Source organism: Brevibacterium sp. NPDC049920 (assembly GCF_040656435.1).
In the GTDB taxonomy this organism is placed as follows: Bacteria; Actinomycetota; Actinomycetes; order Actinomycetales; family Brevibacteriaceae; genus Brevibacterium; species Brevibacterium pityocampae.
Map to the genome: position 1 here is coordinate 61,099 of NZ_JBFAMF010000011.1, position 26,788 is coordinate 87,886.

A 26,788-nucleotide genomic window follows, 5' to 3' on the forward strand; every position below is an offset into this window, starting at 1 on the left:
GGCCGGGTACGCTGAGGACCATGCGCGTGAAAGGAACTCTGCAGTCGGCGCTCTACCGACTCTACGACCACCGCATCGTGCGCAGGATCGCCCCCGGCGAGCAGGTGCCGCGCCATGTCGGGATCATCACCGACGGCAACCGGCGCTGGGCCAAGGAGTTCGGCACGACCACCGAGCACGGCCACCGGATGGGCGCCGGGCGGATCCTCGAGTTCCTCGGCTGGTGCGAGGAGATCGGCGTCGAGGTCGTCACGCTCTATGTGCTCTCGAAGGAGAACCTCGCCCGGCCCGCCGAGGAGGTCGCGGCGCTCACCGACATCATCGCCCGGATGGCCTCGGACATCGCCGACCGGGAGACCGCCTCGGTGCAGCTCGTCGGTGACCTGGGGATGATCCCCGAGCCGCTGCGCTCCCAGCTCATCGGCGCCCAGCAGCGCTCCGCCTCCGGCGAGCCCACCGCCAAGCTCCTCACCGTCAACGTCGCGGTGGGCTACGGCGGTCGGCAGGAGGTCGTCGACGCGGTGCGCAGCTGGCTCACCGAGGAGCGGGCCGCCGGAGCCACGCTCGACGAGGCGCTCGAGAGCCTGAGCGAGGCCTGCATCTCCGAGCACCTCTACACCCGGGGGCAGCCGGACCCGGACCTCATCATCCGCACCTCCGGCGAGCAGCGCCTGTCCGGGTTCCTCATGTGGCAGTCCGCGTACTCCGAGTTCTACTTCTGCGAGGCCTACTGGCCCGACTTCCGGCGCACCGACTTCCTCCGCGCCGTGCGCTCCTACGGGCAGCGCAACCGCCGCTACGGGCGCTAGCCGCACCCGAGGGAAGATGCCGGCGCTGCGATTCAGCCGCTGTTCATCCTGCTGTCACACGCCGGTCCGGCGCGCCGCCGGTCGCGACCGGGAGCCGCGGGTAGGTTGAGGAGCAGTTGGCCGACACCAACCCGGGGTGCACATCTCGTCGGGGAAGGACAGGGAACGGGCGCCTCGGCAGACGATGCACAGGGGAGCCCAGCATGACCGCATCATCCCGCACCACCTACGTCCTCGACACTTCGGTGCTGCTGTCGGATCCGAACGCGGTGTACCGCTTCGCCGAGCACGAGGTGGTGATCCCGCTCATCGTCGTCAGCGAGCTCGAGGGCAAGCGCCACCACCCGGAGCTCGGCTTCGCCGCCCGCAAGGCGCTCAACATGCTCGACGAGTTCCGGCAGGAGTTCGGTCGTCTCGACGAGTCGCTGCCGCTCGGCGAGGAGGGCGGATCGCTGCGGGTCGAGATCAACCACGTGGACTCCTCGGGCATGCCGGTGGCATTCGACCGCGGGGAGAACGACACCCGCATCCTCGCCGTCGCCCGCAACCTCCAGGCCGAGGGCGACGCCGTCATCGTCGTGACGAAGGACATCCCGATGCGCGTCAAGGCCTCCGCGCTCGGCCTGCGCGCCGAGGAGTACCTCGCCGAGCTCGCGATCGACTCCGGCTTCACCGGCCTGTCCGAGGCGGCGCTCGACGAGGCGGAGATGAAGACGCTGTTCGACACCGGGCACCTCGAGACCGAGGCCGTCGCCGGGGAGATCGTCAACACCGGGCTCGTGCTGAGCTCGCCGCGCGGTTCCGGGCTGGGCCGGGTCGTGGGGCCGAACCGGATCAAGCTCGTGCGCGGGGACCGGGATGTGTTCGGCGTGCACGGGCGCTCCGCCGAGCAGCGGATCGCGATCGATCTCCTCACCGATCAGGACATCGGCATCGTGTCCCTCGGCGGGCGGGCGGGCACCGGGAAGTCCGCACTCGCGCTCATGGCCGGCCTGCAGGCCGTGCTCGAGGACCGGACGCAGGAGAAGATCATGGTGTTCCGGCCGCTCTATGCCGTCGGCGGGCAGAACCTCGGCTACCTGCCCGGTTCCGAGGGCGAGAAGATGAACCCGTGGGCGGAGGCGGTGTTCGACACCCTCGGAGCCCTCGTGTCGAAGAACGTCATCGACGAGGTCGTCCACCGCGGGCTGCTCGAGGTGCTGCCGCTCACCCACATCCGCGGCCGCTCCCTCCACGACGCCTACGTCATCGTCGACGAGGCGCAGTCGCTCGAGCGCAATGTGCTGCTCACGGTGCTCTCGCGCCTCGGGCAGAACTCGCGCGTGGTCCTCACCCACGACGTCGCCCAGCGCGACAATCTGCGGGTGAGCCGCCACGACGGCGTCGCCGCGGTGATCGAGAAGCTCAAGGGGCACCAGCTGTTCGCCCACATCACCCTCACCCGCTCCGAGCGCTCGGCGATCGCGGCCCTCGTCACGAGCGTCCTCGAGGAGTACGACATGCACTGACCCGGTGCGGGTGCGCAGCGGAGGCTCAGGGCTCTGCCGGGGCCCGCTCGAGCCGCGCGGCGAGGTGGTGGGTGAGCGGCAGGCCCACCGCGGCCATCGCGAAGTCCACGGCGAGCACGTCGCCGGAGAGCCGGTAGACCCGCTCGGTCGTCTTCACGGGCTTCGCGCTCGCGGAGTTGACCACCCGGGAGCGCAGGCGGATCTCGAAGCCGTCGTCGTGTGCGGCGAGCGTGCCCTCGGCGAGCTCGGTCTGCCCGGTGGGCTGGGCGAGGACGATCTCGATGCGCCCCTCACCGGGGGAGCGGAGGAACCCGGTCTCGGTGTGGAGCGGCCGGCCGTCGGGCGCCCAGGTGCGCTGTCGGTAGGCGAGGAACGGCTTCCCTACGTCGGTGAAGGTCAGCTCCTCGGTGTAGTCGAAGGAGTCGATCGTCGGGTACTCGCCGTGGCCGGGCCCGCGCCACACCCCGAGCAGGGCGGAGAGCGGGACGAGGTGCGGATGCAGGGTCATGCCCCATGGTAGGCAGGCGGCCGGTGGGCCGTCACCCGGAAGCGCTTCTGCGTCACCTGGATCGGGGCGGCGTCGAGCCGGACGAGGGTCTCGAGGTGGTCGTCGACGGCGAAGCCCGGGACGTCCCAGGGGACGAGCCCGAGGTACTCGACGAGCGCCTCGGCGTCGCGGAACTCCATCGTGCCCGCCCAGTCCTCGGCGCGGTCCACCGTGAGCCCGGCGGCGGCGAGCTCCGCGACCATGATCGGCAGGCGCACCTCCGCGTGGAGCGGCGCGCCGCCGAACCACTCGCGCAGCTCCCCGGCCTCGGTGCCGTCGACCTGCTGGGTGAGCAGCATGCCGCCCGGGCGCAGGCAGCGGGCGACCTCGGTCGCGGCGAAGGATTCGTGCCGGGCCATGACGAGGTCGAGCGAGGCGTCGGGGAACGGCAGCCGGTCACCGGCCTCGGAGTCGTAGGCGAGCACCTCCACCCCGGCCGGGGCGAGGGCGGCCCGGGCGACGGGCAGATTCGGCTCCCACCCCTCGGTCGCGGTCACGGTGGGCCGCTGCTGCCCGGGCTCTGCCGGCGCCCTCCCCGTCGGCAGGCCGGCGAGGAGGGCGAGGAGCCGCTCGCCGCCGCCGGTCCCGAGGTCCGCTGCGGTTCGGGACGCGCCCAGCGCGGTGCGGCAGTCGGCCTCGAAGTCCCACGGCGGGTCGTCGGCGCGCAGCCGACCGTCGAGGCGGGAGAAGTCCCAGCCGGTCATCGTCGCCTCCGCATGCGCGGCGCGCAGGCGAGCAGCGAGCTCGCGCATCGCTCGTCTCCTGTCGAACAGCATCGAGCGGTCGCTTCCCTGGCGTTCCGGGGCAGGAGGCCGGAGGGAAGCGACCGCTCGACGACGGTGACGCCGTGGGCGTCGGTTCTACCTGTAGTCGCCGATCATCGTGGTGACGTCGAGGGCCTTGTCGAGGTCGGCCTCGGTGATCGAGCCGTCCTCGACGAAGCCGAGGTCGATCGTCGCCTCCTTGACGGTCATCTTGCTGTTCACCGCGTGCTTGGCGATCTTCGCCGCCGCCTCGTAGCCGATGACCTTGTTGAGCGGGGTGACGATCGAGGGCGAGGCCTCGGCGAGGAAGCGGCAGCGCTCCTCGTTCGCGGTGAGCCCGTCGATCATCTTGTCGGCCATGACGGTGGAGACGTTCGCGATGAGGCGGATCGACTCGAGGAGGTTCTTCGCCATCACCGGGATGCCCACGTTGAGCTCGAAGGCGCCGTTCGTCGAGGACAGGGCGACCGTGGTGTCGTTGCCGATGACCTGGGCGGCGGCCTGGATCGCGGCCTCGCAGATCACCGGGTTGACCTTGCCGGGCATGATCGACGAGCCGGGCTGGAGGTCGGGGATGTGGAGCTCGCCCAGGCCGGTGTTCGGGCCCGATCCCATCCAGCGCAGGTCGTTGTTGATCTTCATGTAGCTGTAGGCGATCGTGCGGAGCTGGCCGGACACCTCGACGAGGCCGTCGCGGTTGGCCTGCGCCTCGAAGTGGTTGCGCGCCTCGGTGATCGGCAGGCCGGTCTGCTCGGCGAGGAGCTCGACGACGCGGGAGGAGAAGCCGGCCGGGGTGTTGATGCCGGTGCCTACTGCGGTGCCGCCCTGGGGGACCTCGGCGACGCGGGGGAGCGAGGCCCGGATCCGCTCGATGCCGTAGCGGACCTGCGCGGCGTAGCCGCCGAACTCCTGGCCGAGCGTCACCGGGGTGGCGTCCATGAGGTGGGTGCGGCCGGACTTGACGACGTTCTCGAACTCCTTCGCCTTCTTCTCCAGCGACGTGGCGAGGTGCTCCATCGCGGGCGTGAGGTCGTGGACGAGCGCCGAGGTCACGGCCACGTGGACCGAGGTCGGGAACACGTCGTTCGAGGACTGCGAGGCGTTGACGTGGTCGTTGGGGTGGACCTCGATGCCCTCGCCCTCGAGCGCACGGGTGGCCAGGGTGGCGAGCACCTCGTTGGTGTTCATGTTCGAGGAGGTGCCGGAACCGGTCTGGAACACGTCGATCGGGAACTCCCCGTCGTGCTCGCCGGCGATGACGGAGTCCGCGGCGGCCTGGATCGCCTTCGAGCGGGCGGCATCGAGGACCTCGAGCTCCTCGTTCGCGCGCGCCGCGGCCTTCTTGACCTGGGCCAGCGCGGCGATGTGGGCGCTCTCGAGCGTCGAGCCGGAGATCGGGAAGTTCTCGACGGCGCGCTGCGTCTGCGCCCGGTAGAGGGCCTGGGAGGGGACCTTGACCTCGCCCATGGTGTCGTGCTCGATGCGGAATTCTTCGCTCATGCTTCTTCTCAGCTCCTTGCTGGTGTCGTGATGCGGGCTGCGGGCCCGCGCCTCAGGGGTCGGGGGTGTGGGCGGCGGTCGGATCAGGCGGCGGGTTCGGGGGCGGAGTCGGCCTGCGGCGTCTCGGTGACGCCGCTCGCATCGAGCTTCGCGACGAGGTTGACCCGGCCGTCGGCGAGCCGGTAGGTCAGCCCGGCGATGACGAGGCGGCCGTCCTCGACGGCCTGCCGCAGGATCGCCGAGCGCTGGGGGAGACGGCGCACGGTGTCGATGGTGTTCTGCACGACGGTGCCCTGGACGTCGCCGCGCCCCGCGCCGGTCGCGCGGACCACCGAGGGGAGCAGCTTGGACACGACGTCGGAGATGAAGCCCTCGGGCATGTCACCGGTGGCGAAGGAATTCAGCGCGGCCGTGATCGCCCCGCAGCTGTCGTGTCCGAGCACGATGAGCAGCGGGGTGCCGAGCACCTCGACGCCGTACTCGAGGCTGCCGATCGTCACCGAGTCCGCGACCTGGCCGGCGGTGCGGACGACGAACATCTCGCCCAGCCCGACGTCGAAGATCATCTCCGCGGCGACGCGGGAGTCCGCGCACCCGAACAGGGTGGCGAAGGGGGCCTGTGCAGCGGTCAGCGCCTCGCGGCGGGAGGCGTCCTGGTTGGGGTGCGCCGGGGTGCCGTCGACGAACCGCTGGTTGCCGTCCATGAGGCGCCGGTAGACCTCCGAGGGGGTCTGCGCCTGCTGCGGTGCGCTCGCGGATCCGGGCGCTGCCCGTTCCGGGGAGCCGGATCGCGGATCAGACGAGGCCACGGCGCGCGGCCTCCTCCGCGGCTTCGACGTAGGAGTGGGTCTTCTCGAGCTGGTGCTCGGCGTAGACGTTGCGCACGGTGCCGGACTTCGAGCGCATGACGAGCGAGTGGGTGAGCACCCGCCGTCCTTCGTAGCGCACACCCTCGATGAGGTCGCCCTCGGTGATGCCGGTGGCGACGAAGTACGTGTTGTCGCCGGTCACGAGGTCATCAGTGTTGAGCACGGCGCCGAACTCGAGGCCGGCGGCCTCCGCGTTCTCCCGCTCCTCGTCCGACTGCGGCCACAGGCGGCCCTGGATCACGCCGCCGAGCGCCTTGATCGCGCACGCGGTGATGATGCCCTCGGGGGTGCCGCCGATGCCCATGAGCATGTCGATGCCCGAACCGGGGCGGCACGCGGCGATCGCCCCGGCGACGTCGCCGTCGCTGATGAGGCGGATGCGGGCGCCGGCCTGCCGCACCTCGTCGATGAGCTGCGCGTGGCGCGGGCGGTCGAGGATGACGACGGTGACCGAGGACATGTCGGTGCGCTGGCCCTTGGCCTTGGCCACCCGGCGGATGTTCTCCGCCACCGGCAGGCGCAGGTCGATGGCGTCGGCGGCCTCGGGGCCGGTGACGAGCTTCTCCATGTAGAACACGGCGGACGGGTCGTACATCGCGCCGCCCTCGCTCACCGCCATGACGGAGATCGCGTTGGGCATGCCCTTGGCGGTGAGCGTGGTGCCGTCGATCGGGTCGACGGCGACGTCGCACTTGGGCCCCTGGCGATCGCCCACGGACTCGCCGTTGAAGAGCATCGGCGCCTCGTCCTTCTCACCCTCGCCGATGACGACGGTGCCGTCCATCCGGACGGTGGAGATGACGTTGCGCATCGCGGCGACGGCGGCGCCGTCGGCGGCGAGCTTGTCGCCGCGCCCCACCCACGGGGCGGCGGCGATCGCCGCGGCCTCGGTGACGCGGACGAGCTCGAGGGCGAGGTTGCGGTCGGGCCCGCCCTCGGCGTCCCGGAGCTTCTGGGTCCAGGAGTCGGTGACCGCGACGGGCGGGGTCTCGGCACGGCCTCCGCCGTGGTGCGCCTTCTCGGTCTGGGCTGGGGTCTCTGACGGCGTCGTCTCACTCATAGGCTCATTGTGCCACCCGCGCGGGCCGGGCAACCACCGCCCCGGCATCGGTTCGGTGGCTCCCCGGTTTGGACCGGTGCCCGCGACACGGGACAATGGCCGGGTGAGTGACACAGGAAGAGTCCCGGTGCAGCCCGGTTCGCGCGAGGAGATGCGGCGCATCCGGATGTCGTCCAACTGGGTGAACATGGTGATCGCGCTCGGCGTCTGCCTGGCCGCGGTCCTCGTCGCGTTCGCTTTCGTGCCGCGTCCGGAGATGGAGCTCACCCGAGAGGTCGACTACGTCGGGATGGCGGAGTCCGCCCAGACCTCGGCCGACTTCACCCTCGCCGTGCCCGCGCTCCCCGAGGGGTGGACGAGCAACGAGGCGAACCTCGAGCCCATGGGCACCCCGGCCGTGGAGACCTGGTACGTGTCCTGGGTGGGCCCGGAGCGCGAATGGATGTCGCTGCGGCAGTCGCAGGGCAACGACAACTGGGTGCGCTCGATGGTGACCGACGAGCTGTCCGAGTCCGGCACGCGCGAGATCGCCGGGCAGACCTTCACCGCCTATGAGAACTCCCGCGGCGACCAGGCGCTCGTCGGCGAGGTCGACGGCACGACCGTCGTCCTCAAGGGCACCGCCGCCTGGGAGACCTACGACCGCTTCGCCACGGAGATCGTCGAGGGCGCCTGAGCGGCGGCTTGCGCGGACCGCTCTCAGTCCTCGGAGTCCTCAGCCCTCGGTGTCGGCGCGCTTCGCCTTCGCGGTCTCGAGCTTCTCGCGGGCGCCGTCGAGCCAGGCCTGGCAGCGGTCGGCGAGCGCCTCGCCGCGCTCCCACAGCCGCAGCGACTCCTCGAGCGGCAGGTTGCCGGCTTCGAGACGGGTGACGGCAGCGACGAGCTCGGCCCGCGCCTCCTCGTAGCTCAGGTCCGCGATGTCGGGCTCCGCGGAGCCCGCGCCCGCGGCGTCCGGGGTATTCGTCGTGGTCTCGCTCATGCGGGTTCTCCTCCTGTGCCGGAACGGGCTGCGGTGTGGTGATCGGGTTCGGGGTGGACCTCGGTGACCTGGGCCGCGAAGCCGCCCTCGGCGACCCGGACGCGCACGGCCTGCCCGGCGGCGAGCTCCGCCGAGGACCGTACGGCCGCACCGTCGGCGGTCTGCACGACGGCGTAGCCGCGGGCGAGCGTGTTGCGCGGGGACAGGGAGCGCACCTGTGTCCGCAGGTGCTCGATCTGGGCCGAGGCGTGGCGGACCGCCGCACTCCCGGACTGCCAGGCGCGGGCGCGCAGCGCCTCGACGTCCTGGGCCCGGGTGCCGATCATCGACTCCGGGTGGGCGAGCACCGGCCGGGAGCGGACCGCGGCGAGCGCCTCGGACTCGCGGCGCAGCAGCCGGTCGATCGCGCCGTCGAGCGCTGCCCGGGCCTGGAGGAGGTTCATCCGCTCCTCGTGGATGTCCGGCACGATCCGTTTCGCGGCGTCCGTCGGGGTGGAGGCGCGGAGGTCGGCGACCTCGTCGAGGATCGGCCGGTCGGCCTCGTGACCGATCGCCGACACCACCGGCGTGCGAGCCTCCGCGACCGCCCGGATGAGCGACTCGTTGGAGAAGGGGAGGAGATCCTCGAGGCTGCCGCCGCCGCGCGCGATGACGATGACGTCGACCTCCGGCAGGGCATCGAGCTCCGCGAGCGCCGCCCGCACCTGCGGGACGGCGTCCGGCCCCTGCACGGCGACGGTGCGGACCTCGAAAGCGACGGCCGGCCAGCGCAGCGCGGCATTGCGCATGACGTCCTTCTCCGCATCCGAGTTGCGCCCGGTGATGAGCCCGATCCGGTTCGGCAGGAACGGCAGGCGCTGCTTGCGCTCGGGAGCGAACAGGCCCTCCGCGCCGAGCTGGCGGCGGAGCTTCTCGAGGCGTGCGAGCAGCTCCCCGAGGCCGACCGGCCTGATGTCGTTGGCGCGCATGGTGAGCCGGCCGGCCTTGAGCCAGAAGTCGGCCTTGACGTTGACGACCACCCGTGCGCCCTCCGACAGCGGGGCGTCGATCCGCTCGAGCACGGAGTTCCACACCTGCACCGGCAGGGACATCTCCTCGTCGACGTCGCGCAGTGTGAGATAGCTCGCCTTGCCGCGGCGGTTGAGCTCGATGACCTGTCCCTCGATCCAGACGGCGGACATCCGGTCGATGTAGGTCTTGATGTTGCGGCTGAGCAGGCTGAGCGGCCAGGGGTTGTCCGGGCTCGTCTCCGCGGCGGTCCGCGCCCGCTCGCGGGGCACGTCCGCGCCCAGCGTCCCCGGGGTGCCCGAGATCCTCTGCACCATCTCCCTGCCCTCTCGTTCGGTGTCTGCGCCGAGTCTAGTGCCCGGCACGGACACGGGCGCCCGCTCGCCCCGTCGCGCGCAGGACCCGCCCCGGCGTCGGCTCGGTGGAGGTGCTCAGGTTCCTTCCCTAGACTGGTCGGGTGACTTCTACCGTGACTGTTCCCGTGCCCGCCATGCCGCGCAAGCGGCTGGAGCCTTCCGAGATCCGGTCCCCCGAGGGAGTGGAGAAGAAGGTGCTGCTCGCCGCCCCGCGCGGCTACTGCGCCGGGGTGGACCGCGCCGTCATCGCCGTCGAGCGCGCGCTCGACCACTACGGCGCCCCGGTCTACGTCCGCAAGGAGATCGTCCACAACCGCCATGTCGTCGACACGCTGTCGGCCCGCGGGGCGATCTTCGTCGACGAGACCGACCAGGTGCCCGCCGGCGAGCGCGTCGTGTTCTCCGCCCACGGCGTGTCCCCGCAGGTCCACCGGGAGGCCGAGGCGCTCGGCCTGTCGACGATCGACGCGACCTGCCCGCTCGTCACCAAGGTCCACCGCGAGGCGGTCCGGTTCGCCCGCGACGGCTATTCGATCCTGCTCGTCGGCCATGCCGGCCACGAGGAGGTCGAGGGCACGATGGGCGAGGCGCCGGAGCACATCACCCTCGTGCAGAACCCCGCCGAGGCGCGCACCGTGACGGTGGAGAACCCGGAGAAGCTCGTGTGGATCTCGCAGACCACCCTGAGCGTCGACGAGACCATGGAGACGGTGAACATCCTGCGCGAGCGGTTCCCTTCCCTGCAGGACCCGCCGAGCGACGACATCTGCTACGCGACCCAGAACCGCCAGGTCGCGGTGAAGAAGGTCGCCCCCGACGCCGACCTCGTGCTCGTCGTGGGCTCGGCGAACTCCTCGAACTCGGTGCGCCTCGTCGAGGTCGCGCTCGAGCACGGGGCGAAGGCCGCCTACCGCGTCGACTTCGCCCGCGAGGTCGACGAGTCCTGGTTCCACGACGTCGCGACTGTCGGTGTGACGAGCGGGGCGAGCGTCCCGGAGACCCTGGTGCAGGACCTCCTGCGCCTGCTCTCCGACTACGGCTTCGACGCCGTCGAGGAGATCCGCACCGCGGAGGAGGACCTGATGTTCTCGCTCCCGCGCGAGCTCCGCAAGGATCTCAAGGCCGCCGGGCAGGAGACCTCGAACAAGAGGAACGGCGCCGACCGGGACCACGAGCTGCGCTGAGTCCCGGCTCCTCCGACCGCGGATGAGAACGTTCTCATCCGCTTATCATCTGCGATTCATCGCCGGTTCATAGCGTGATCACGTCAAGGTCAGCCGCCGGAGCCCGTCTTTGCGCCGGATCCGGCCCCGGTGCGCAGGACGGAGCGGCCGGCTTCGCGATCTCCCCGAGCATCATGGCGGTGATCGGAGCCGTGGCCGTCGTGCTCGCTGGCCTCGCGGCCGGTGCGTTCGTTCTCATGCGGTGCCGGCGCCGGCGCACGCCCACGGGCCCAGATACCGGCACCGGCCCTGTCTGAGCGAACACCTCGGGGCCCCCGCCCACTGAACGCTCGGGCACGCACCCGGAGCTCCGCCTGCGATCACGCGCTTCGCCGGGCATCACCTCCACCCCGGCTGGGACCGCCCTCGCGCAGCTCCGGGGGAGAGGCGAGTTCGGCGGCGCTGATCCCGCGGGTCTGCCCGTCGAGCTGATCGAATGCAGCGAGCTCGTCCTGCACGACCCCGGTGGCCGGGAACTTCCGGGCGGTGACGAGGAAGCGGGACTCGAAGGAGCCGATGAACCCGTTGTACTCCGCGACGGCCTTGTCGAGGCTCCCGCCCAGGCGGGTGAGCCGCTCGCTGAGCAGACCGGTGCGCTCGTAGAGCTCGCGGCCCAGCCGCATGACCTCCTTCGCCGAAGTGCTGATCTCGTGCTGGCGCCAGTTGAGCGCGACGGTCTTGAGGAGGACGAGCAGCGTCGACGGGGAGGCAAGCACGACGTTCTTCGCCAGCGCGCGGTCGATGAGCTGCGGGTAGGCGGCCGCGGCCTCGGAGAGCAGACCGTCGGTGGGGACGAAGCACACGACGAACTCCGGGGCCGTGTCGAACAGCGCCCAGTACTCCTTGGAGGCGAGCTGGTCGACGTGGCGGAGCAGGGCACGTGCATGGTCGTCGCCCGCCCCCTGGGCCGGCGCCTCCTCCCCGGACCGCAGCCGGGCGGAGAGCGGCGTCTTCGCGTCGACGACGATCGTGCCGCCGCCGGGGATGTGCACGACGAGGTCCGGACGAGAGCCGCGCGTACCATCGCCGGCGCGGCTCACGCTCACCTGCGTGTCGAAGTCGACGTGGGGGAGCATGCCGGAGTACTCGACGATGCGGCGCAGCTGCACCTCGCCCCACGACCCCCGGGCCACCGTCGAATGGAGGGCGGTCGACAGCCGCCCGGTGGACTCCTGCAACCGCTGGTTCTGCTCGGTGAGCGCGGCGATCTGCGTGCTCAGGCGGGTGATCTGCTCGATCCGCTCGCGGTCGTGCCGGCCGACCTCTGTGTGGAGGCTCTTGACGCCGGCGGCGAGCGGACCGACGGCGGAGGTGAGCTCGGTGGCGAGCCGAGCGTCGGCCTCGAGCGCGGCGGTGCGGTCGGTGAGGAGGCGCTGGGCGGTGCGCGCCTCGGCGAGCTGCCCGACGTAGCCGCTGCGGGTGCGTGCAGCACCGATGAGCCAGCCGAGCGCGGCACCGACGAGGAGGAAGAGAACTGCGGTGATGAGGAGCGCGGTGATGTTCATGCCGCAAGCCTCGCACGCGGCACGGACACGGGGCCGGATGGCAGGATGGAACCCGGGAGCACGTTCGAGAGGGGACAGCACGATGAGCGGACTCGACCTCGCGGAGGTGACCGCGGCGCGCGCCCGGATCGGCGCCCACGTGCGGCCGCTCGCGGTGACGCGAGCGGACGACCACCGAGTTGCCGACGGCGCACCGTTCGAGCTCCACCTCGCCCTCGAGCACCTCCAGCACACCGGGTCATTCAAGGCCCGCGGCGCGCAGAACTTCATCCAGGCGCACCTCGAATCCGGGACCCTGCCCGCAGCAGGAGTGACGATCGCCTCCGGCGGGAACGCCGGACTGGCCTGCGCCTGGGCGGCCCGGGAACAGGGAGTCCATGCGACGGTGTTCCTCCCTGCCACCGCACCTGCGGTGAAGGTCGAGCGCCTGCGCGGTTACGGTGCGGACGTCCGGCAGATCGGAGACGAATATGCCGAGGCGCAGGTCGCCTGCCAGGAGTTCGCCGCGCGGTCCGGCGCCCTGCAGTCCCACGCCTACGATCACCGGCTCATCGCGGCCGGCGCCGGCACGCTCATGGCGGAGCTGCACGAGCAGGTCCCCGATCTCGACACCGTTGTCGTCGCGGTCGGCGGAGGCGGGCTGTTCGCCGGGGTGGCGACCGCGGCGCGGCACCTCGGCGTCCGCACGGTGGCGGTCGAACCGGAGCACTGCCGCGCGCTGTCCGCTGCCCTCGCCGCAGGCCGGCCCGTCGATGTGGCCGTGGAGTCGGTAGCGGCGGATTCCCTGGGTGCGCGCCGCATCTCCGACACGGCGCTGCAGGCGGCGCGCTCCGGTGGCGCGGTGTCGGTGCTCGTGACCGACGAGGCGATCGTCGACGCCCGGCAGCTCCTGTGGGACGAGTACCGCCTCGCTGTCGAACATGCGGCGGGCACAGCGCTCGCCGGCATCCTCAGGCCCGGCGGGTACCGGCCGGCAGCGGGGGAGAAGGTCGCCGTCGTGCTGTGCGGGGCGAACACCGATCCGAGCGATCTCATGGATCGGAATAGTTGAACTCGCAACCATGTTGGGACGGGCATGAAGGCTTTCGGATTCCTCAGCTTCGGCCACTACGGGCACGGTCGCGGACCCGGCGACCCCGACGCCGCGGCGATGCTTCGCGACGCCGTGGAGATCGCGGTCGGTGCCGATGAGATCGGTGTCAACGGCGCGTACTTCCGCGTCCACCACTTCGTCCGCCAGTCGGCGTCCCCGATCCCGCTGCTCGGAGCGATCGCCGCGCGCACCTCGGCGATCGAGGTGGGCACCGGAATCATCGACATGCGCTAGCGCATGTCGGGGTTGCAACACTCGTCCACGTAAGCTTGGTTGCATGGTCGAACTGGTAGCGCTGAGGAAGACGAACGAGGTGGCGGCCTACGTCCGCGCCTCCATGGACCGCAAAGGCGACCGCTGGACGGTCGATACACAACTGAGGAAGATCAGGGCATTGGCCGAGGCCAAGGACTGGAACGTGGTCGAGGTCTACGAGGACAACGCGGTGTCGGCGACGAAGAAGCGTCGAGCTGGCACCCGCTGGGCCGAGATGTTGGACGACGCCCGAGCAGGTCGATTCTCGATGGTCGTCGCCGTGGACATGGACCGACTGCTGCGGAGCACGAAGGACCTGAACACGCTGATCGACCTCGGCCTGCGCGTCGTCACCGTGGACGGCGAGATCGACCTCTCGACGGCCGACGGAGAGTTCCGAGCGACGATGCTCGCCGCTCTCGCCCGGTTCGAGGCTCGACGCAAGGCCGAGCGACAGATCAGGTCGAACGAGCGCCGACGTGCCGAGGGCATCCCCACGTCCGCCTGGAAGGCGTTCGGATGGTCGAGGGAGGGTGAGCTGATCGAGGAAGAGGCCGACGCGGTTCGGCGGGCCTTCGACGCGTTCCTCGGCGAGCCGTCGCTGTCGATCCGTCGCATCCGGGAGGACCTGAACAGCGCTGGCCACCTCACCGCCCGCGGCTCGGAATTCTCCGTCGATGCCGTGCGCTACCTGCTCGCGAACCCGCTTTACTGTGGCTACATCAAGCACTACGCATCCGGCGAGCTGTACCCGGTGCAGGGCGAGGCGTTCCCGCCCATCGTCAGCGAGCAGACGTGGCGGGCCGCGGTGGCGAAGCTGGAGGACAACGTGCGGAGGTCGGCGAGGCAGGGCAATCAGCCGAAGTACCTCCTGTCCACGATCGGCCTCTGTGGGAAGTGCGGCGCGACGCTCGTCTCGGGGACGAACAGCCGCAAGCAGCCGACGTATCGCTGCGGCGAGCAGTTCCATCTCACCCGCCAGCGCGAGCCCGTCGATGCGATGGTCACCGAGGCGGTGCTCACGCGCCTGTCGTCCGTGGACGTGCACGACCTCGTGATGCCGCAGGAAGCCGCCGGGCCGGATCGCGAGGAACTGCTGACCGAACGGAACGCCCTGGTCGAGCGGGTGAAGGAGCTGAGCCCGCTGCTGCGCGACATCCATCAGCCGGTCCTGGAGATCACCGCGGCGATCAACGACGTGAAGGTCCGCATCGACGAGATCGACGCGGAGCTGCTCGACCGCTCGGTATCCGTGGCGGCGAAGCTGCTGGCAGACGTGGAGGAGGCGGTCGGCACCGCGGAGCGTCGCGAGGTTGTCGAGTCGAAGTGGAAGGCGTTGGACATAGACCGCCGCCGGATGCTCGTGGACGAGCTGGTGACTGTGACCATCGAGCCCATCGCGCCCGGTCACGTGAAGTTCGACCCCGACCTCATTCGCATAGAGCCGCGTCGCGACTGACTCATGAGTCAACTCGTCATTGCAATGGTGAGTCGACTCGTGGGAGAGTGGTTGCAGACAAGAAGATCCCACCGGGGCCGCGACTTAGAAGCGCGGGGTTCTGCTCCCGGATGAGTAGCCGGTCAAACAGCCCAACTACCGTGGCGGGGAACCGGAAGATACTCATATCTGAGGACTTCCGATGTCTGTCGTTATCGACGTTCCCCGCGCATCCGCGCTTGACTGCCCTGCTCTCGATCAGGACTCGTCTCCCGTTCCGCATGCTGATGGGCTCGATCCCGTCATCGCCGCCGCCCGCGCCGCCGGTCGCCGAGCCGGTGAGCGCCTGGCACTCACTCCGCTGACGCCGCGACAGCGCGCCGCCGTCGCCGCCGTGATGGGCGGTGGTCGCTGATGAGCGCGAACTCCGCCGCCTTCGATCACCTGACCAGCTTCCGCTGGCGACAGGGCGACCCGTCCCTCGCCGATGGCGAGGCCCAGCTCTACGACCTCGGCGTGCTCCGCTCCGTGCTGGAGGAGGCCGTCGAGATCGCCGTCGCCGACGCCCGCGCCGACGGGGTGACCTGGGCCAGGATCGGCGACGCCCTCGGCGTCACGCATCAGGCTGTCATCAAGCGCTACGGCCGGGGCGGTGGTCGCTGATGCACGCCGACGCACGCAACCTCAGCACCGCACCCGCCGACCTGACCCCGCCCGGAGGGCCTGGCCTGGCACCCGCCGAAGGCGGGCTGCCCATCGCCGTGATGACGGTCCGCAGCCGTGCTTCGCACTCCAAGAGTTTCGGGGGCCTCATTCGTTCCTACGGGCGCGGCAAGGGCTTGTCGATTGCCGCGCCTTGCAACAACGCGCCTGGTCAGAAGCCGATTCCGTCTTCGCTGCGTCGCGTCGCCTCGCGGGTTCATTTGAGGTCTCATTTGGGGGTCAATACGGGGTCATTTAGGCGCCGCACCCCCTCTGCGGCCCTCCACGCCGCCTGCGACGGGGGTGGTCGCCGTGGCTAAGCAGGAGAACAACCCGACGAGCATCGGGCTCACGCAGTACCTCGATCCGTCGTACTGGACCTGGGCTGCCGAGGACCCGAACGGGGCCGCGCTGCTCGAGCAGGGAGCCGGGGCGATCCTCGCCTACGTCGCGCAGCGGCTCGAGGCCATCGGCTGCGAGGTCATCGAGGCCTACGGAATCGTGCACGACAAGGATGAGCGCGAGGTCTGGAGCGACACGGAGAAGGCTCTGGTGGTCGAGCCGAAGCCCGATCACCTGCACGCGGTCATCAAGTTCGCCAGCCGTGCGAAGAGCGCGCCGCTGGATCGGCTCGCGTTCGGCATCGGCGTCGAGCCCCAGTACGTCGAGAAGCCGGGCCGCGGTCGGTACGCCTTCGACAACATGCTGTCGTACCTGACTCACGTGAAGTATGCGGACAAGCATCAGTACGCGCCGTCGGAGGTCGCCACGGTGCGCGGGCCGGACTACCTCGGGATCGACGCCCAGCGCCGGGAGACCTGGCTCAAGGGGCGCGCCCACGTGAAGAAGAAGGTCGTCGCGGAGAACTTCGAGGACATGCGGGAGCGGGTGCTGCAGGGCGAAATCACGCGGGATCAGATCATGCTCACGGACGAACTGTTCGACATCTACTCGCGGCATCAGCGGGAGATCGACGACGCGCTGTCGGCCTACGGCCAGCGCCGCGCGTACCGGGCGGCCGCGAAGCTGCGCGCCGGTGCCTTCTCGACGCACGTGGTGTTCGTCCACGGGGATGCCGGGATCGGCAAGACTCGGTTCGCAACGGATTTCATCACCGAGGCGATTAGCGCGGCCAATGCACATGGCGAGCGGTGGCAGGTCTACCGTGCCGCGACGGGGAACCCATTGGATGACTGGCGGGGCGAGGAGGTGCTGCTGCTGGACGATCTGCGGGCCTCGGCGATGGACGCGAACGATTGGCTGCTGCTGCTCGATCCGTATAACGCCTCGCCTGCGAAGGCTCGGTACAAGAACAAGGGCGAGGTGGCTCCGCGCCTCATCGTGATTACGGCGACGATCGAGCCGGTCGAGTTCTTCTACTACGCCCGCCAGAAGGGCAACGTGGACGAGGCGCTGGACCAGTTCATCCGCCGCCTGGCGTCGGTCGTGAAGGTCTACCGCGCCGACGACATCAACCGCTACCTCGTGCAGCACATCGGGAAGATCGAGCCCTACGAGTGGCACCAGTGCAGCATCCCGACCGCCGCGCACACGCCCGGCATGTACGGCAACGCGTACCACCAGAACGCCGGGTCGCGGGAACTGACGTACGGTCCGGAGACCTCGGCGGAACACGACGCGGACGGTGCGGTCGCGGAGCTGCTCAGCGGGCTCGCGGTGCGAAGTCCGGACGTGCCGCTGGCGCTGATCGAAGGTGCCGCATGAGCACCGATCAGCATTCGCTCTTCCAGGGGGTCGAGGGGGCCGGAGGCCCCTCGCAAGCAGGGCTGGAGGACACGAGCGTCAGCGATGTGTCCGACAGGCCTACTGCTTGCCACTCTGGCGTACAGGTGGAGCAGCAGACCGACTCCCAGGTGAACACCGGTCGGGCTGATGCGGAGGCTGTGCGTCAGAGTCACGGCGGCGCGAAGCGTCGTCGTGGGGGCCGCGCGAAGCTCGATACCGACTTCGGGGAGGAGACGCTCGCGGCGCTTCGCACTCGTGCGAAGCGGCTCGGGCTGGCTCCGAGCACGTGGGTACGGACCGTCGTACGCGATGCCCTCCACGCCTCCCGCTCGGAGGAGTTGGACGCCGCCGTGGCGGCGCACCTGCTCGGGGTCGAGGCGCGTGTGCAGGCGTCGGCGGACGCTCGTGAGCTGGCTGCCCAGGTGCGCCCGCTGGCGATCAACGTCAACGACTTGGATCGCCGCGCGCGCCGGTGAGGCGGTGGCGCTGTCGTCGGAGGTGCCCGAGCTGATCGAGCTGCTGCGCGAGGTCCGCGCCTTGCTCGGGGATCGGACGGCCGCATGAGCACCACCCACTACAGCCCGAGCACCAGCGCCGCCGACACCGAGCGCTATATCCGCGGGAAGGAGGACGAGCGGGGCGTCGCGATCACGTGCGAAGTGCCGGGAGGCCCTGGCGCATTCTCGGCGCGCGCACGGGCGCTCACGCAGAACACCACGCGCGAGGTCGAGGCGCTGCATTACCGGCAGTCTTTCAGCGACGAGGAGTTCGACCCGAAGAACCCGGAGCACGTGCAGCGGGTGAACGATCTCGGCTATCAGCTCGCGAAGAGGATGCACCCCGACTCGGACTGCCTCGTGGTCAGTCACGTGGATGGCCGGGGCAGAAAGCCGCATAACCACATCTTGGTCATCAATCACAGCAACCGGACCGGAAAGGCGCTCTCGAACTACCGGACGTTCCACGATCGCAAGGCCGGGAACCAGCGGGGCGTGCAGTCGGCGAACGACGAGCTGATGCGAGAGCACGGGCTCTCGGTCGTGAAGCGGCTGGAGCACGCGCCGAAGGACTGGGAGCTGCGCCGCGAGGACTTCGCGGAGGGCGGGCTCGACCGCGAGATGGGTGACCGGATGAGCGCCGCACTGGCCGACCCCCGCGTGGTGGACAAGGCCGGTCTCGAAGCGGTGATCGAGGAGCAGAACCAGCAGCTCGACGACGCCGGGGAACGTGTGCCGAGGATGCGGCTGCACAGCCCCGTCAGCAAGAAGGGCAAGCGCGCCGGGCAGGAGACCTGGACGCTCTACATCGAGGACCGCCGCGGCGAGTCCGGCCGCGCCGATCGCCGCAAACGCGCGAGCGCGCTCTCGGCGGACTTCACCCCGGAGGGCGCGCAGGCGTTCTTCGACTACCACCAGCAGCAGAAGGAGCAGGAACATGAGCGCAGCGCTCGACAGGCTGAAGCAGCAGAACGGGCCCGTGCAGTCGCCGCAGCCGCTCGGCAGTCCGGAGACGATGGAGCTGTTGACCTCGATCCTCGCCGCCGTCGAGGCGCAGAATACGAGGATTGCCACGCTGACCGAGCAGCAGAAGAAGCTCGCGGGGTTCGTGAAGGTCATGGACGAGGAGACGACGAGGCGGCTGGAGCGGATCACGACCCCGGCGTCGACCTCCTCGCCCTCCAGCGACGTGTCCGCGAGGATCGCGAGTATCGAGAGCAGGCAGAACGAGATCGCGAGCACGCTCGGCGAGTTCGCGCAGAGTCTCAACGGCGAGAGCTTGAACGCCGCGTCGCGAACCTTGGTCGCGGAGGCGCAGAAGAATCGCGCGGCTACGGCCTCGGCGATTGAGGGTCTGAAGGTGCAGGCCACAACGAACCAGAAGCTTGTGAGCCAGGTCGGCGGCGCGGTGCAGCGGATCGAGAAGCGTACTGAGGAGCGGGTCGAGAAGGCCGTCGAGCAGGTCGCCGGGGAGGCCTCGGCCACGATGACCGCGAACCTCGACGCCTCGAACGAGCGCGCCGAGCGGATGATGGCGGCGACGGCGAAGCTCGAAGCGCGTCAGCTCTGGTCGCCCGCCGCTGCGATGTGCCTCGCCCTGCTGCCGGTGGTCGTGGTCGTCGCCGGGCTCTGGATGGGCATCGCCGGTCTCATCACGGGCGCTCAGTGGGCGCTCGACGTGGACGGGCGCATCTGGCTCGGCATCGGGCGCTGGCTCGTGGTCTCCGTGGGTCTCGCCGGGGCCGGCTACGGGCTCTTCGCGTCCGTCCGCTCGGCCGCCGGTCTCGTGGAGACGTGGAAGGGTCGCGGGGTGCCGAAGTGGCCGAGGTGGCGATGATGGCTGGATCCGCTCGAGCTACCGGTTCCGATCAGCGGTCGAAGGATTTTCGCAGCAGCCGGTCCTGCGGCCTCGGTGCCGCCGCCCTAACCTGACGAGCATCCCCGCCGTGACGGCCATCACGACGGCGATCCCGGCACCGATGATCCAGGGGTTACCGAGGAGCCCACCGACGCCCGCGAGTGCTCCGCCCGCCGCGATGAGCGGCAGGCCGCAACAGAGCAGCAACGGAAGCGCGCAGCATGCCAGCAAGAGCAGTCCGGTCCCTGCAGCGACGACGGGACCGGCGCGCCGTTCGTCGCGGTCCTGATCGGCGCTCGTCGTCTGCACCTCTTCAGGATGAGATCTCCCCGATTGCCTGCGCTGCCGGTCATGCGCAGCACGACAGCAGCGACGGGTCGGTGGTGAAGGCCTTCGCGGCGATCCGGATGCCCTCGGCCATCGTCAGGTAGGGAGCCCAGGCGTCGGCGATCTCGGCGACGGTCTTGCCGAGCACGTGGACACCGGCGGCGGCGAGCTCTCCGGCGTCCTTGGCGACGGCGGTCAGGCCGAGGATCTCGTTCGTGTCGGCGTTCACGACGATCTTGATGAACCCGCGGGTGTCGCGGTTGACCAGCGCGCGGGGCACGTGGTGCAGCGGCAGGACGCGGCAATCGCAGCGGATCCCCGCAGCAAGCACTTCCTTCTCGGTCATCCCGACCGCTCCGATCGCGGGCCCGGTGAACGTCACCCGCGGCAGGCGGGAATAGTCGACGGCACGATCGGCGTCGGCGAACGCGTTCTCGGCGACGAGGGTGCCGTGGTGGGCGGCGACGTAGACGAACTCGGGGTGCCCGGTCACGTCGCCCGCGGCCCAGATCCGCGGGTTCGAGGACCGCAGCCGGTCGGAGACGACCACCTCGCCGGAGTCCCCGGTCTTCACCCCGACCGCATCGAGGTTCAGGCCATCGGTGACGGGACGGCGTCCGAGGGCGACGAGCACCTGCTCGGCGCGGAACTCCTGCGAGTCGCCGGACACGTCGGCGGTCACGACGGCCTCGCCTCCCGTGCCGCGGGAGACCCGGGTGGGCACCACGCGGCGGACGACGCGGATGCCTTCGTCGGCGAACGCCTCCTGAAGCGCCTTGGACACCTCCGGCTCCTCCTTCGAGGCGAGCCGGGACCGCACCAGCAGCGTGACCTGCGAGCCGAGGCGAGCGAACAGCTGCGCCTGCTCCAGGGCGACGTAGCCGCCGCCGAGCACCAGCAACGACTCAGGAACCTCAGCGAGTTCCATTGCCGTGGTCGAGGTCAGGTACCCGGTCTCCTCCAGGCCGTCGATCGGCGGAGCCCACGGGCGAGAACCAGTCGCGACCAGGAAGTGGTCGGCCTCGATGGTCTCGACCGTCCCGTCGCCGGCGATGATCTCCAGTACCGGGGCGTCTGGGCCGCCGGCGAACGATGCATCGCCGCGGCGGACCTGCCAGCCGTAGGAGTCGGCGACGTCGGCGTACTTCTCGCCGCGCAGCGACTCGACCAGCGCCTGCTTCCCGGCGATCAGCGCAGGCATGTCCACTGTCTCAGCCGTCGCCGCGATCCCCGGGAACCGGCCTGAAGCGTCGGCGGCGACGTGACGGGTGTCGGCAGCGGCGATGAGGGCCTTCGACGGCACGCAGCCGGTGTTCACGCAGGTGCCGCCGAGCGTCCCGCGCTCGATCATCACCACCGACTTGCCGAGCGTGGTCGCACGGATGGCGGCGGCGAATGCTCCGCCTCCGGATCCGATGATGGCGAGGTCGTACTTGGTAGGCATCGCTGCTCCTGTCAGTCCTTGGCTTTCTGCTCTGTCTCAGCCATACTGGACCTTCCAGTGCAGGGGAAGGTCAAGCCTGCTCCTGCCGAACGATCGGAGGCCGCGATGCGCATCGGAGAACTCGCCGAACGCGCGGGCACCACGGCGAAGACGCTCCGCTTCTACGAGGGGCAGGGGCTGCTTCCGCCGGCCGAGCGCACGCAGTCCGGCTATCGCGACTACGCACCCGAGACGGTCGCCCGGATCGACTTCGTCCACCGCGGCCAGGCCGCGGGCCTCACCCTCGCCCAGATCCGCCAGATCCTCGACATCCGCGACGGCGGCCATGCGCCCTGCGAGCACGTGCGCGACCTGCTTGACGTGCGCCTCGCTGAGATCGAGCAGCAGATCGCGCAGCTCTCCGTGCTGCGCGACACTATCGCGGACCTCAGACAGGACGCCGCGCACCCGGACCCTGAAACGTGCAGCACCGATCAAGTGTGTAGGTACTTGTAGACGACGGTAGCCAATGACTCCAACGCTACAACCCCGATATGCGCTACGAGAACCCGCTGTACCTCGCCGAGGAGGCGGCCGCCCTCGACCTGCTGTCCGGCGGCCGGGTGGCCCTCGGCGTGAGCCGCGGATCACCGGAGCCCGCGCTGCGCGGCTGGGAGGCGTTCGGCTACACCGGGTCGACCGACCCGCGCGGGGCGGACCTCGCGCGGGAGAAGTTCGATCTGTTCATGCGTGCGGTGCGCGGCGAGGGGATCGCCGAGGCGGACCCCGAGCAGTTCGGCCGCACCGGGAGGCTCCGCGTCGAACCCCATTCCCCGGGTTTGGCGAGCCGGATCTGGTGGGGTGCGGGATCGCGGGAGACCGCCGCATGGGCCGGCGCCCAGGGCGTCAACCTCATGAGCTCGACCCTGCTCACCGAGGCGACCGGGGATGCGTTCGCCGATCTCCAGGCCGAGCAGATCGCACTGTTCCGCGAGGCGTGGCGGGACGCCGGCCACACCGGGGCGCCGCGGGTGTCGGTGAGCCGGAGCATCTTCCCCGTCGTCAACGAGAACGACCGGCTGCACTTCGGCCTGCGCGGCCAGGGGGCGGCGGACCAGATCGGCGTCATCGACGGCTTCCGCTCGACCTTCGGCAAGACCTACGCCGCCGAGCCGGACGCCCTCGTCGAGCAGCTGCGGGCCGATGCCGCGGTGCAGGCGGCCGACACGGTGATGCTCACGATCCCCAGCCAGCTCGGGGTCGACTTCAACCTCCGCATCCTCGAGGCGTTCGCCGAGCACGTGGCCCCGGGGCTCGGCTGGGAGCCGAACACGCAGGGTCCGGTGTAGGGCGACCCGGTCTGAGCCTCACCCCTCGCGGGCTCTGGCTCCGGCCGGGTGCGCACCGGGGATCGGTGGTGCCCTGAGCCCACCCGGTCGCAGGGCGGTGTCAAGGACGGAGCGGGCCCGGCTAGACTGGGTGACCGTGGCTCTTACTATCGGAATCGTCGGACTGCCCAACGTCGGCAAGTCCACCATGTTCAATGCCCTGACCAAGAACCAGGTGCTCGCGGCGAACTACCCGTTCGCGACCATCGAGCCGAACATCGGCGTGGTCGAACTGCCGGATCCCCGGTTGAACCGGCTCGCCGAGATCTTCGGCTCGGCGAAGATCCTGCCGGCGACGGTGAGCTTCGTCGACATCGCCGGGATCGTGCGCGGCGCCTCGGAAGGGGAGGGGCTGGGCAACCAGTTCCTCGCGAACATCCGCGAGGCCGACGCGATCTGCCAGGTGATCCGCGGGTTCTCCGACTCCGACGTGGTGCACGTCGACGGCAAGGTCAGCCCGGCCGACGACATCGACACGATCAACACCGAGCTCATCCTCGCCGACCTCCAGACGATCGAGAAGGCCACGCCTCGGATCGAGAAGGAGGTCAAGCAGAAGAAGACCGCGCCCGAGGTGCTCGCCGCGATGCAGGCCGCGCAGGCGATCCTCGAGGAGGGGCGGACGCTGTACCAGGCGATGCATACGGAGAAGTTCGACGTCGCTCCGCTGCGCGAGCTCCAGCTCATGACGACCAAGCCGTTCCTCTACGTGTTCAACGTCGACGACGACGTGCTCGCCGACGAGGCCAAGAAGGACGAGATGCGCGCACTCGTGGCGCCGGTCGAGGCGATCTTCCTCGACGCGAAGTTCGAGTCCGAGCTCGCCGAGCTCGACGACGACGAGGCCGCGGAGATGCTCGAGATGAGCGAGCAGGACGAGGCGGGTCTCGACCAGCTGGCGCGCGTGGGCTTCTCCACGCTCGGGCTGCAGACGTACCTCACCGCCGGGCCCAAGGAGTCGCGCGCCTGGACGATCCCGCAGGGAGCGACCGCGCCCGAGGCGGCCGGCGTCATCCACACCGACTTCCAGAAGGGCTTCATCAAGGCCGAAATCGTGTCCTTCGAGGACCTCGATCAGCACGGTTCGATGGCCGATGCCCGCGCCGCCGGCCGCGTGCGTATGGAGGGCAAGGATTACGTCATGGCCGATGGTGACGTGGTGGAGTTCCGGCACAATACAACCTCTGGTGGCAAGAAGTAGGGGACCAGGTGCGCTTCTTCCCGGACGCAGCCCGGAGCGTGAATTTTCAGAAACTGAGACGGCTGGTTCGCCGACGTGAGCCTGTTCGTGTCGGAGGATAATGAGGGTTCACCCCAGCAGGAGATGAGCACAGTGGCGCACAATGAAGCCGTTCAACGGGGTTCAATGCTCGACATCGATGTGAGCGAAGACGCGATCGTTGACTCCTACCCGGATGTCCTCGAGGTTCTGCTCGTTGACCGCACCACAGGCGGGAACATCATATGGGCGACGGATCATTACACGGCTCTCGGGAATTCCTATGCTCCGTCCGCGCAAATCACTGTCGCTGCCATCACCGGGCCGCGACAGGGCGTCATTCGGCCCCGCGTAGAGAAGTCGAAGGAGCAGCGCTGGGACCGTACCAAGGACAAGGCCGAGGTATTCACGCCGGCATGGCTGTGCAACGAGCAGAACAATCGTGTTGACGACGCGTGGTTCGGCCGGCCAGACGTGTTCAACCATGCCGCGGCCACGAATTGGGAACCCCGGCGGGGAAAGATTGCTTTTGAGCCCGACGGGCAGCGTACCTGGAAGAAGTACGTGGATGACCGCCGCATGGAGGCAGCGTGCGGCGAAGCTCCGTACCTCGTCAGTCGGTACGATGCCGCTACCGGTGAGCCTATCGAGCTGGAGCGCCGCATCGGTTTGCTGGACCGGAAGCTCCGCGTCGTCTCCGAGAACGCGGCTGATGCGACCGAGTGGCGCGCGTGGGCACGACGCGCGTTCGAAAGCACGTACGGCTTCGAGTATCAGGGTGACAGCTTGCTTCTTGCCCGCGAGAACCTCTTGGCGTCATATGCCGAGTACTCGCTGGACGCCTTAGGGGAAGAGCCATCTCGAGCGGAACTGGCGTCGATCGCTGCGGTGATTTCGTGGAACCTGTGGCAGATGGATGCTCTTACGGGGCGACCGCCACTCCAAGCGGAGCCTTTCGAGACGGGGGTATTACCGCTGTTCGGTGAGATCGAGGAAGCCCCAGACCTCAGATGCGTCATCCGCGATTGGCGGGCGAAGAAGAAGTATACGTATTCCGAGCTAACGAGCTAGGCGGGGGCTAGATTGATCGAGAATCTGGATTTAATCGAAGGGCTCATCATTGGGCGAGTGCGGCCAAAAATCTATGCCTTCAGCACCAACACCTTGCCGAACTACTTGAAAGTCGGCGACACGTACCGTCCCGTGACGCGACGTCTTCAAGAGTGGCGGAAGCACTATCCTGACCTGCAGCAGCACTTCGAGGGCTCCGCATCCGTCACAGACGACGTCTACTTCCGAGATCATTCAGTTCATCACTTCTTGTCACAAGATAGAGGCCGCCACCGGCTCGATCGTGATGGGTTAGGCCCGGGCATCTACTACAGTAATGAGTTCTTCGAGGACGCCAATTCTGATGACGTTCATATGGCGATCGAGGACATACGTCATGACCATCAGCATGAGGGTGGCCGCTACGTCTTCTTCGATGCGTCTCAGCGACTACGCAAGACCTTCCACTATGCACGCGGCGATGAGTGGACACCACGCCCCAATCAGCAGCAGGCTGTCGACAACTTTGTAGCCGCCGTCGATGCCGGTCGAACAAACCTGCTGATGTACGCCGTCATGCGGTTCGGAAAGACTTTCACCTCCTTGCTGTGCGCGAAGGAGATTCAGGCTCAAACAGTGCTGGTGGTCTCGGCCAAGGCAGACGTTAAAGGCGAATGGAAGCAGACAGTCGAATCCGCGGGGAACTTTTCTGGTCACGTCTTCCTCGATGCGGACGACCTTCTCGCTGATCGAAACGCAATCGCTAAGGCCAGAGATCAGAACGACAGCGTCGTCGTCTTCCTCACTCTCCAAGACCTGCAAGGTGACGAACTCAAGGAGAAGCACCAGGAAGTCTTCAGCGATGAGATTGATCTCCTCATCGTTGACGAGACTCACTTCGGAGCACGAGCCGAGAAGTACGGTGCTGTGCTGCGAGAGGCGAAGCAGCCTGCCGAGGCCGAATCAGCGATCGTTAAGACGGAAGACGACCGAATTGAATTGGCAGACGCTCAGGACAGGCTCAAGATCCTTGATGCAAAGATCCGCCTTCATCTATCCGGGTCTCCCTATCGAATCTTGATGGGGAGTGAGTTCGAACCGGAAGACATCATCGCCTTCGTGCAGTTCGCAGACATCGTGAGGGAACAGGAGCTGTGGGATCAGGAGAATCCTGACGAGGACGAGTGGAAGAACCCCTACTTCGGATTCCCTCAGATGATCCGTTTTGGGTCTCGCCTCGTCGGCCTTTTGATCTTGACGGTGACATGAGCGGCATTTCGGGATATCAGGATGTTGTCGATGGCATAGACGACCCTGTGCGCTGCATCGGGAAACGCAGGAAAGCTGGATATCTCCCAAGGCGAGTAGTGGCGGCAAACGATCATTGGATTGATCGTTGGAAGGTTTTGATTTCTCGCTCGAATAATATTGGAACAGAGTTAAACGACGATAATCAGAACGCGTTTGTAGTCGAGCCGGGATCGGTCTGCACTGAAACGTATATTGTCGTTGGGGCTGATCTTGAATTGGACGAGAGTACCGCATTGAATCTCGTCGCATACATGAAGTCTGTTTAGCAGCGTCTTTCGGTAGCGTGTGTGTGGCGAACCGGTAGCGCGGGCGGGACGACCGGGTAGCGGCGATCCCGCCCGCGGTGCTGTTCA

At 68.8% G+C, this 26,788-nt stretch carries 26 protein-coding genes and 2 pseudogenes; 19 read left to right on the top strand and 9 right to left on the bottom strand.

Features of this window, described 5'->3' with window-relative positions; translation table 11 throughout:
* Positions 1-20 precede the first annotated feature (20 nt).
* Complete coding sequence (gene uppS / locus AB0I45_RS11615) at positions 21-809, top strand: polyprenyl diphosphate synthase (protein WP_137319245.1); 789 nt, start codon at positions 21-23, stop codon at positions 807-809.
* 203 nt (positions 810-1,012) lie between these two features.
* Positions 1,013-2,317: a PhoH family protein gene (locus tag AB0I45_RS11620; RefSeq protein WP_247618872.1), complete on the top strand. Its 1,305-nt coding sequence runs from the start codon at positions 1,013-1,015 to the stop codon at positions 2,315-2,317.
* A gap of 25 nt (positions 2,318-2,342) precedes the next feature.
* Here the strand turns inward: AB0I45_RS11620 and AB0I45_RS11625 are convergent, their stop codons facing one another.
* From AB0I45_RS11625 to glpX, 5 genes are all read right to left on the bottom strand, one after another.
* Positions 2,343-2,825 (bottom strand): FABP family protein, encoded by a 483-nt coding sequence (locus tag AB0I45_RS11625; RefSeq protein ID WP_247618871.1) that lies wholly within the window; start codon positions 2,823-2,825, stop codon positions 2,343-2,345.
* The gene (locus AB0I45_RS11630) at positions 2,822-3,616 is read right to left on the bottom strand and encodes a methyltransferase domain-containing protein (protein WP_295690276.1); all 795 of its coding nucleotides are present in this window, start codon (positions 3,614-3,616) and stop codon (positions 2,822-2,824) included. Before AB0I45_RS11630 ends, AB0I45_RS11625 begins: the two co-directional genes overlap by 4 nt.
* A gap of 108 nt (positions 3,617-3,724) precedes the next feature.
* On the bottom strand, positions 3,725-5,128 hold the full coding sequence (locus AB0I45_RS11635; RefSeq protein WP_295690275.1) for a class II fumarate hydratase: 1,404 nt from the start codon (positions 5,126-5,128) through the stop codon (positions 3,725-3,727).
* Between the two features lie 83 nt (positions 5,129-5,211).
* Positions 5,212-5,832, bottom strand: a complete 621-nt coding sequence (locus AB0I45_RS11640) for a carbonic anhydrase (RefSeq protein ID WP_137320441.1) — start codon at positions 5,830-5,832, stop codon at positions 5,212-5,214.
* Between the two features lie 91 nt (positions 5,833-5,923).
* The gene (glpX, locus tag AB0I45_RS11645) at positions 5,924-7,057 is read right to left on the bottom strand and encodes a class II fructose-bisphosphatase (protein ID WP_360318411.1); all 1,134 of its coding nucleotides are present in this window, start codon (positions 7,055-7,057) and stop codon (positions 5,924-5,926) included.
* 103 nt (positions 7,058-7,160) lie between these two features.
* Between glpX and AB0I45_RS11650 the strand changes: the two genes are divergently transcribed.
* The gene (locus tag AB0I45_RS11650; RefSeq protein ID WP_137319251.1) at positions 7,161-7,733 is read left to right on the top strand and encodes a DUF4245 domain-containing protein; all 573 of its coding nucleotides are present in this window, start codon (positions 7,161-7,163) and stop codon (positions 7,731-7,733) included.
* Positions 7,734-7,772: 39 nt separating this feature from the next.
* Here AB0I45_RS11650 and AB0I45_RS11655 read toward each other — a convergent pair whose 3' ends face one another.
* Both AB0I45_RS11655 and xseA read right to left on the bottom strand, forming a co-directional pair.
* Positions 7,773-8,036 (bottom strand): exodeoxyribonuclease VII small subunit, encoded by a 264-nt coding sequence (locus AB0I45_RS11655; protein WP_247618867.1) that lies wholly within the window; start codon positions 8,034-8,036, stop codon positions 7,773-7,775.
* A complete protein-coding gene (gene xseA, locus AB0I45_RS11660; RefSeq protein ID WP_295690405.1) occupies positions 8,033-9,361 on the bottom strand; it encodes an exodeoxyribonuclease VII large subunit in 1,329 nt (442 codons plus the stop codon). Before xseA ends, AB0I45_RS11655 begins: the two co-directional genes overlap by 4 nt.
* A 164-nt stretch (positions 9,362-9,525) precedes the next feature.
* On the opposite strand from xseA, the gene AB0I45_RS11665 reads away from it, so the two are divergent.
* The gene (locus AB0I45_RS11665) at positions 9,526-10,584 is read left to right on the top strand and encodes a 4-hydroxy-3-methylbut-2-enyl diphosphate reductase (RefSeq protein WP_247618911.1); all 1,059 of its coding nucleotides are present in this window, start codon (positions 9,526-9,528) and stop codon (positions 10,582-10,584) included.
* 359 nt (positions 10,585-10,943) lie between these two features.
* Here the strand turns inward: AB0I45_RS11665 and AB0I45_RS11670 are convergent, their stop codons facing one another.
* Complete coding sequence (locus AB0I45_RS11670) at positions 10,944-12,128, bottom strand: DNA recombination protein RmuC (RefSeq protein ID WP_295690408.1); 1,185 nt, start codon at positions 12,126-12,128, stop codon at positions 10,944-10,946.
* Between the two features lie 82 nt (positions 12,129-12,210).
* Here AB0I45_RS11670 and AB0I45_RS11675 point away from each other — a divergent pair, with 82 nt between their 5' ends.
* From AB0I45_RS11675 to AB0I45_RS11715, 9 genes and pseudogenes are all read left to right on the top strand, one after another.
* On the top strand, positions 12,211-13,179 hold the full coding sequence (locus AB0I45_RS11675; RefSeq protein ID WP_295690410.1) for a threonine/serine dehydratase: 969 nt from the start codon (positions 12,211-12,213) through the stop codon (positions 13,177-13,179).
* Positions 13,180-13,203: 24 nt separating this feature from the next.
* Entirely contained in the window at positions 13,204-13,455 is a 252-nt protein-coding gene (locus tag AB0I45_RS11680) for an LLM class flavin-dependent oxidoreductase (RefSeq protein ID WP_295690413.1), read from the top strand.
* Between the two features lie 43 nt (positions 13,456-13,498).
* Positions 13,499-14,935 carry a recombinase family protein gene (locus AB0I45_RS11685; RefSeq protein ID WP_345032609.1) on the top strand — a complete coding sequence of 479 codons (1,437 nt, stop codon included), beginning with the start codon at positions 13,499-13,501 and terminating at the stop codon, positions 14,933-14,935.
* 181 nt (positions 14,936-15,116) lie between these two features.
* On the top strand, positions 15,117-15,329 hold the full coding sequence (locus AB0I45_RS11690; RefSeq protein ID WP_006215449.1) for a hypothetical protein: 213 nt from the start codon (positions 15,117-15,119) through the stop codon (positions 15,327-15,329).
* Complete coding sequence (locus tag AB0I45_RS11695; protein ID WP_006215448.1) at positions 15,329-15,577, top strand: hypothetical protein; 249 nt, start codon at positions 15,329-15,331, stop codon at positions 15,575-15,577. The genes AB0I45_RS11690 and AB0I45_RS11695 overlap by 1 nt, the downstream gene beginning before the upstream one ends.
* A 342-nt stretch (positions 15,578-15,919) precedes the next feature.
* Positions 15,920-17,341: a Rep family protein gene (locus AB0I45_RS11700; protein ID WP_040004150.1), complete on the top strand. Its 1,422-nt coding sequence runs from the start codon at positions 15,920-15,922 to the stop codon at positions 17,339-17,341.
* Positions 17,338-17,926: pseudogene (locus AB0I45_RS11705) on the top strand (hypothetical protein). The gene AB0I45_RS11700 and the pseudogene AB0I45_RS11705 overlap by 4 nt, the downstream one beginning before the upstream one ends.
* Positions 17,923-18,462: pseudogene (locus tag AB0I45_RS11710) on the top strand (relaxase/mobilization nuclease domain-containing protein); the annotation flags it as partial. The pseudogenes AB0I45_RS11705 and AB0I45_RS11710, both read left to right, overlap by 4 nt.
* A 334-nt stretch (positions 18,463-18,796) precedes the next feature.
* Entirely contained in the window at positions 18,797-19,696 is a 900-nt protein-coding gene (locus AB0I45_RS11715; RefSeq protein ID WP_345032614.1) for a hypothetical protein, read from the top strand.
* A 370-nt stretch (positions 19,697-20,066) separates the two neighbouring features.
* On the opposite strand, the gene merA is transcribed toward AB0I45_RS11715, so the two are convergent.
* The gene (gene merA, locus AB0I45_RS11720; RefSeq protein WP_006215442.1) at positions 20,067-21,488 is read right to left on the bottom strand and encodes a mercury(II) reductase; all 1,422 of its coding nucleotides are present in this window, start codon (positions 21,486-21,488) and stop codon (positions 20,067-20,069) included.
* Positions 21,489-21,593: 105 nt separating this feature from the next.
* Between merA and AB0I45_RS11725 the strand changes: the two genes are divergently transcribed.
* The 6 genes from AB0I45_RS11725 (at position 21,594) to AB0I45_RS11750 (ending at position 26,701) form a co-directional block, all read left to right on the top strand.
* A complete protein-coding gene (locus tag AB0I45_RS11725) occupies positions 21,594-21,983 on the top strand; it encodes a heavy metal-responsive transcriptional regulator (RefSeq protein WP_006215441.1) in 390 nt (129 codons plus the stop codon).
* A gap of 38 nt (positions 21,984-22,021) precedes the next feature.
* Positions 22,022-22,816 (top strand): LLM class flavin-dependent oxidoreductase, encoded by a 795-nt coding sequence (locus AB0I45_RS11730; RefSeq protein ID WP_295688619.1) that lies wholly within the window; start codon positions 22,022-22,024, stop codon positions 22,814-22,816.
* A gap of 136 nt (positions 22,817-22,952) precedes the next feature.
* Positions 22,953-24,056 carry a redox-regulated ATPase YchF gene (gene ychF, locus AB0I45_RS11735; protein WP_295688617.1) on the top strand — a complete coding sequence of 368 codons (1,104 nt, stop codon included), beginning with the start codon at positions 22,953-22,955 and terminating at the stop codon, positions 24,054-24,056.
* Between the two features lie 75 nt (positions 24,057-24,131).
* Entirely contained in the window at positions 24,132-25,145 is a 1,014-nt protein-coding gene (locus tag AB0I45_RS11740) for a hypothetical protein (protein WP_295688614.1), read from the top strand.
* Between the two features lie 12 nt (positions 25,146-25,157).
* Positions 25,158-26,393, top strand: coding sequence for a DEAD/DEAH box helicase family protein (locus tag AB0I45_RS11745; protein ID WP_295688612.1), 1,236 nt, complete (start codon positions 25,158-25,160; stop codon positions 26,391-26,393).
* On the top strand, positions 26,390-26,701 hold the full coding sequence (locus tag AB0I45_RS11750; RefSeq protein ID WP_360318425.1) for a hypothetical protein: 312 nt from the start codon (positions 26,390-26,392) through the stop codon (positions 26,699-26,701). The genes AB0I45_RS11745 and AB0I45_RS11750 overlap by 4 nt, the downstream gene beginning before the upstream one ends.
* Positions 26,702-26,788: the final 87 nt, after the last annotated feature.

Bases quoted from the DNA above. Each gene is read 5' to 3' on its own strand.
- AB0I45_RS11725 (WP_006215441.1), top strand. From the start codon at position 21,594: ATGCGCATCGGAGAACTCGCCGAACGCGCGGGCACCACGGCGAAGACG.
- AB0I45_RS11640 (WP_137320441.1), bottom strand. From the start codon at position 5,832: ATGGACGGCAACCAGCGGTTCGTCGACGGCACCCCGGCGCACCCCAAC.
- uppS (WP_137319245.1), top strand. From the start codon at position 21: ATGCGCGTGAAAGGAACTCTGCAGTCGGCGCTCTACCGACTCTACGAC.
- glpX (WP_360318411.1), bottom strand. From the start codon at position 7,057: ATGAGTGAGACGACGCCGTCAGAGACCCCAGCCCAGACCGAGAAGGCG.
- AB0I45_RS11680 (WP_295690413.1), top strand. From the start codon at position 13,204: ATGAAGGCTTTCGGATTCCTCAGCTTCGGCCACTACGGGCACGGTCGC.
- AB0I45_RS11635 (WP_295690275.1), bottom strand. From the start codon at position 5,128: ATGAGCGAAGAATTCCGCATCGAGCACGACACCATGGGCGAGGTCAAG.
- AB0I45_RS11715 (WP_345032614.1), top strand. From the start codon at position 18,797: ATGAGCGCAGCGCTCGACAGGCTGAAGCAGCAGAACGGGCCCGTGCAG.
- AB0I45_RS11750 (WP_360318425.1), top strand. From the start codon at position 26,390: ATGAGCGGCATTTCGGGATATCAGGATGTTGTCGATGGCATAGACGAC.
- xseA (WP_295690405.1), bottom strand. From the start codon at position 9,361: ATGGTGCAGAGGATCTCGGGCACCCCGGGGACGCTGGGCGCGGACGTG.
- AB0I45_RS11670 (WP_295690408.1), bottom strand. From the start codon at position 12,128: ATGAACATCACCGCGCTCCTCATCACCGCAGTTCTCTTCCTCCTCGTC.
- AB0I45_RS11655 (WP_247618867.1), bottom strand. From the start codon at position 8,036: ATGAGCGAGACCACGACGAATACCCCGGACGCCGCGGGCGCGGGCTCC.
- AB0I45_RS11620 (WP_247618872.1), top strand. From the start codon at position 1,013: ATGACCGCATCATCCCGCACCACCTACGTCCTCGACACTTCGGTGCTG.
- AB0I45_RS11685 (WP_345032609.1), top strand. From the start codon at position 13,499: ATGGTCGAACTGGTAGCGCTGAGGAAGACGAACGAGGTGGCGGCCTAC.
- AB0I45_RS11630 (WP_295690276.1), bottom strand. From the start codon at position 3,616: ATGCGCGAGCTCGCTGCTCGCCTGCGCGCCGCGCATGCGGAGGCGACG.
- merA (WP_006215442.1), bottom strand. From the start codon at position 21,488: ATGCCTACCAAGTACGACCTCGCCATCATCGGATCCGGAGGCGGAGCA.
- AB0I45_RS11625 (WP_247618871.1), bottom strand. From the start codon at position 2,825: ATGACCCTGCATCCGCACCTCGTCCCGCTCTCCGCCCTGCTCGGGGTG.
- AB0I45_RS11690 (WP_006215449.1), top strand. From the start codon at position 15,117: ATGTCTGTCGTTATCGACGTTCCCCGCGCATCCGCGCTTGACTGCCCT.
- AB0I45_RS11730 (WP_295688619.1), top strand. From the start codon at position 22,022: ATGCGCTACGAGAACCCGCTGTACCTCGCCGAGGAGGCGGCCGCCCTC.
- AB0I45_RS11675 (WP_295690410.1), top strand. From the start codon at position 12,211: ATGAGCGGACTCGACCTCGCGGAGGTGACCGCGGCGCGCGCCCGGATC.
- AB0I45_RS11695 (WP_006215448.1), top strand. From the start codon at position 15,329: ATGAGCGCGAACTCCGCCGCCTTCGATCACCTGACCAGCTTCCGCTGG.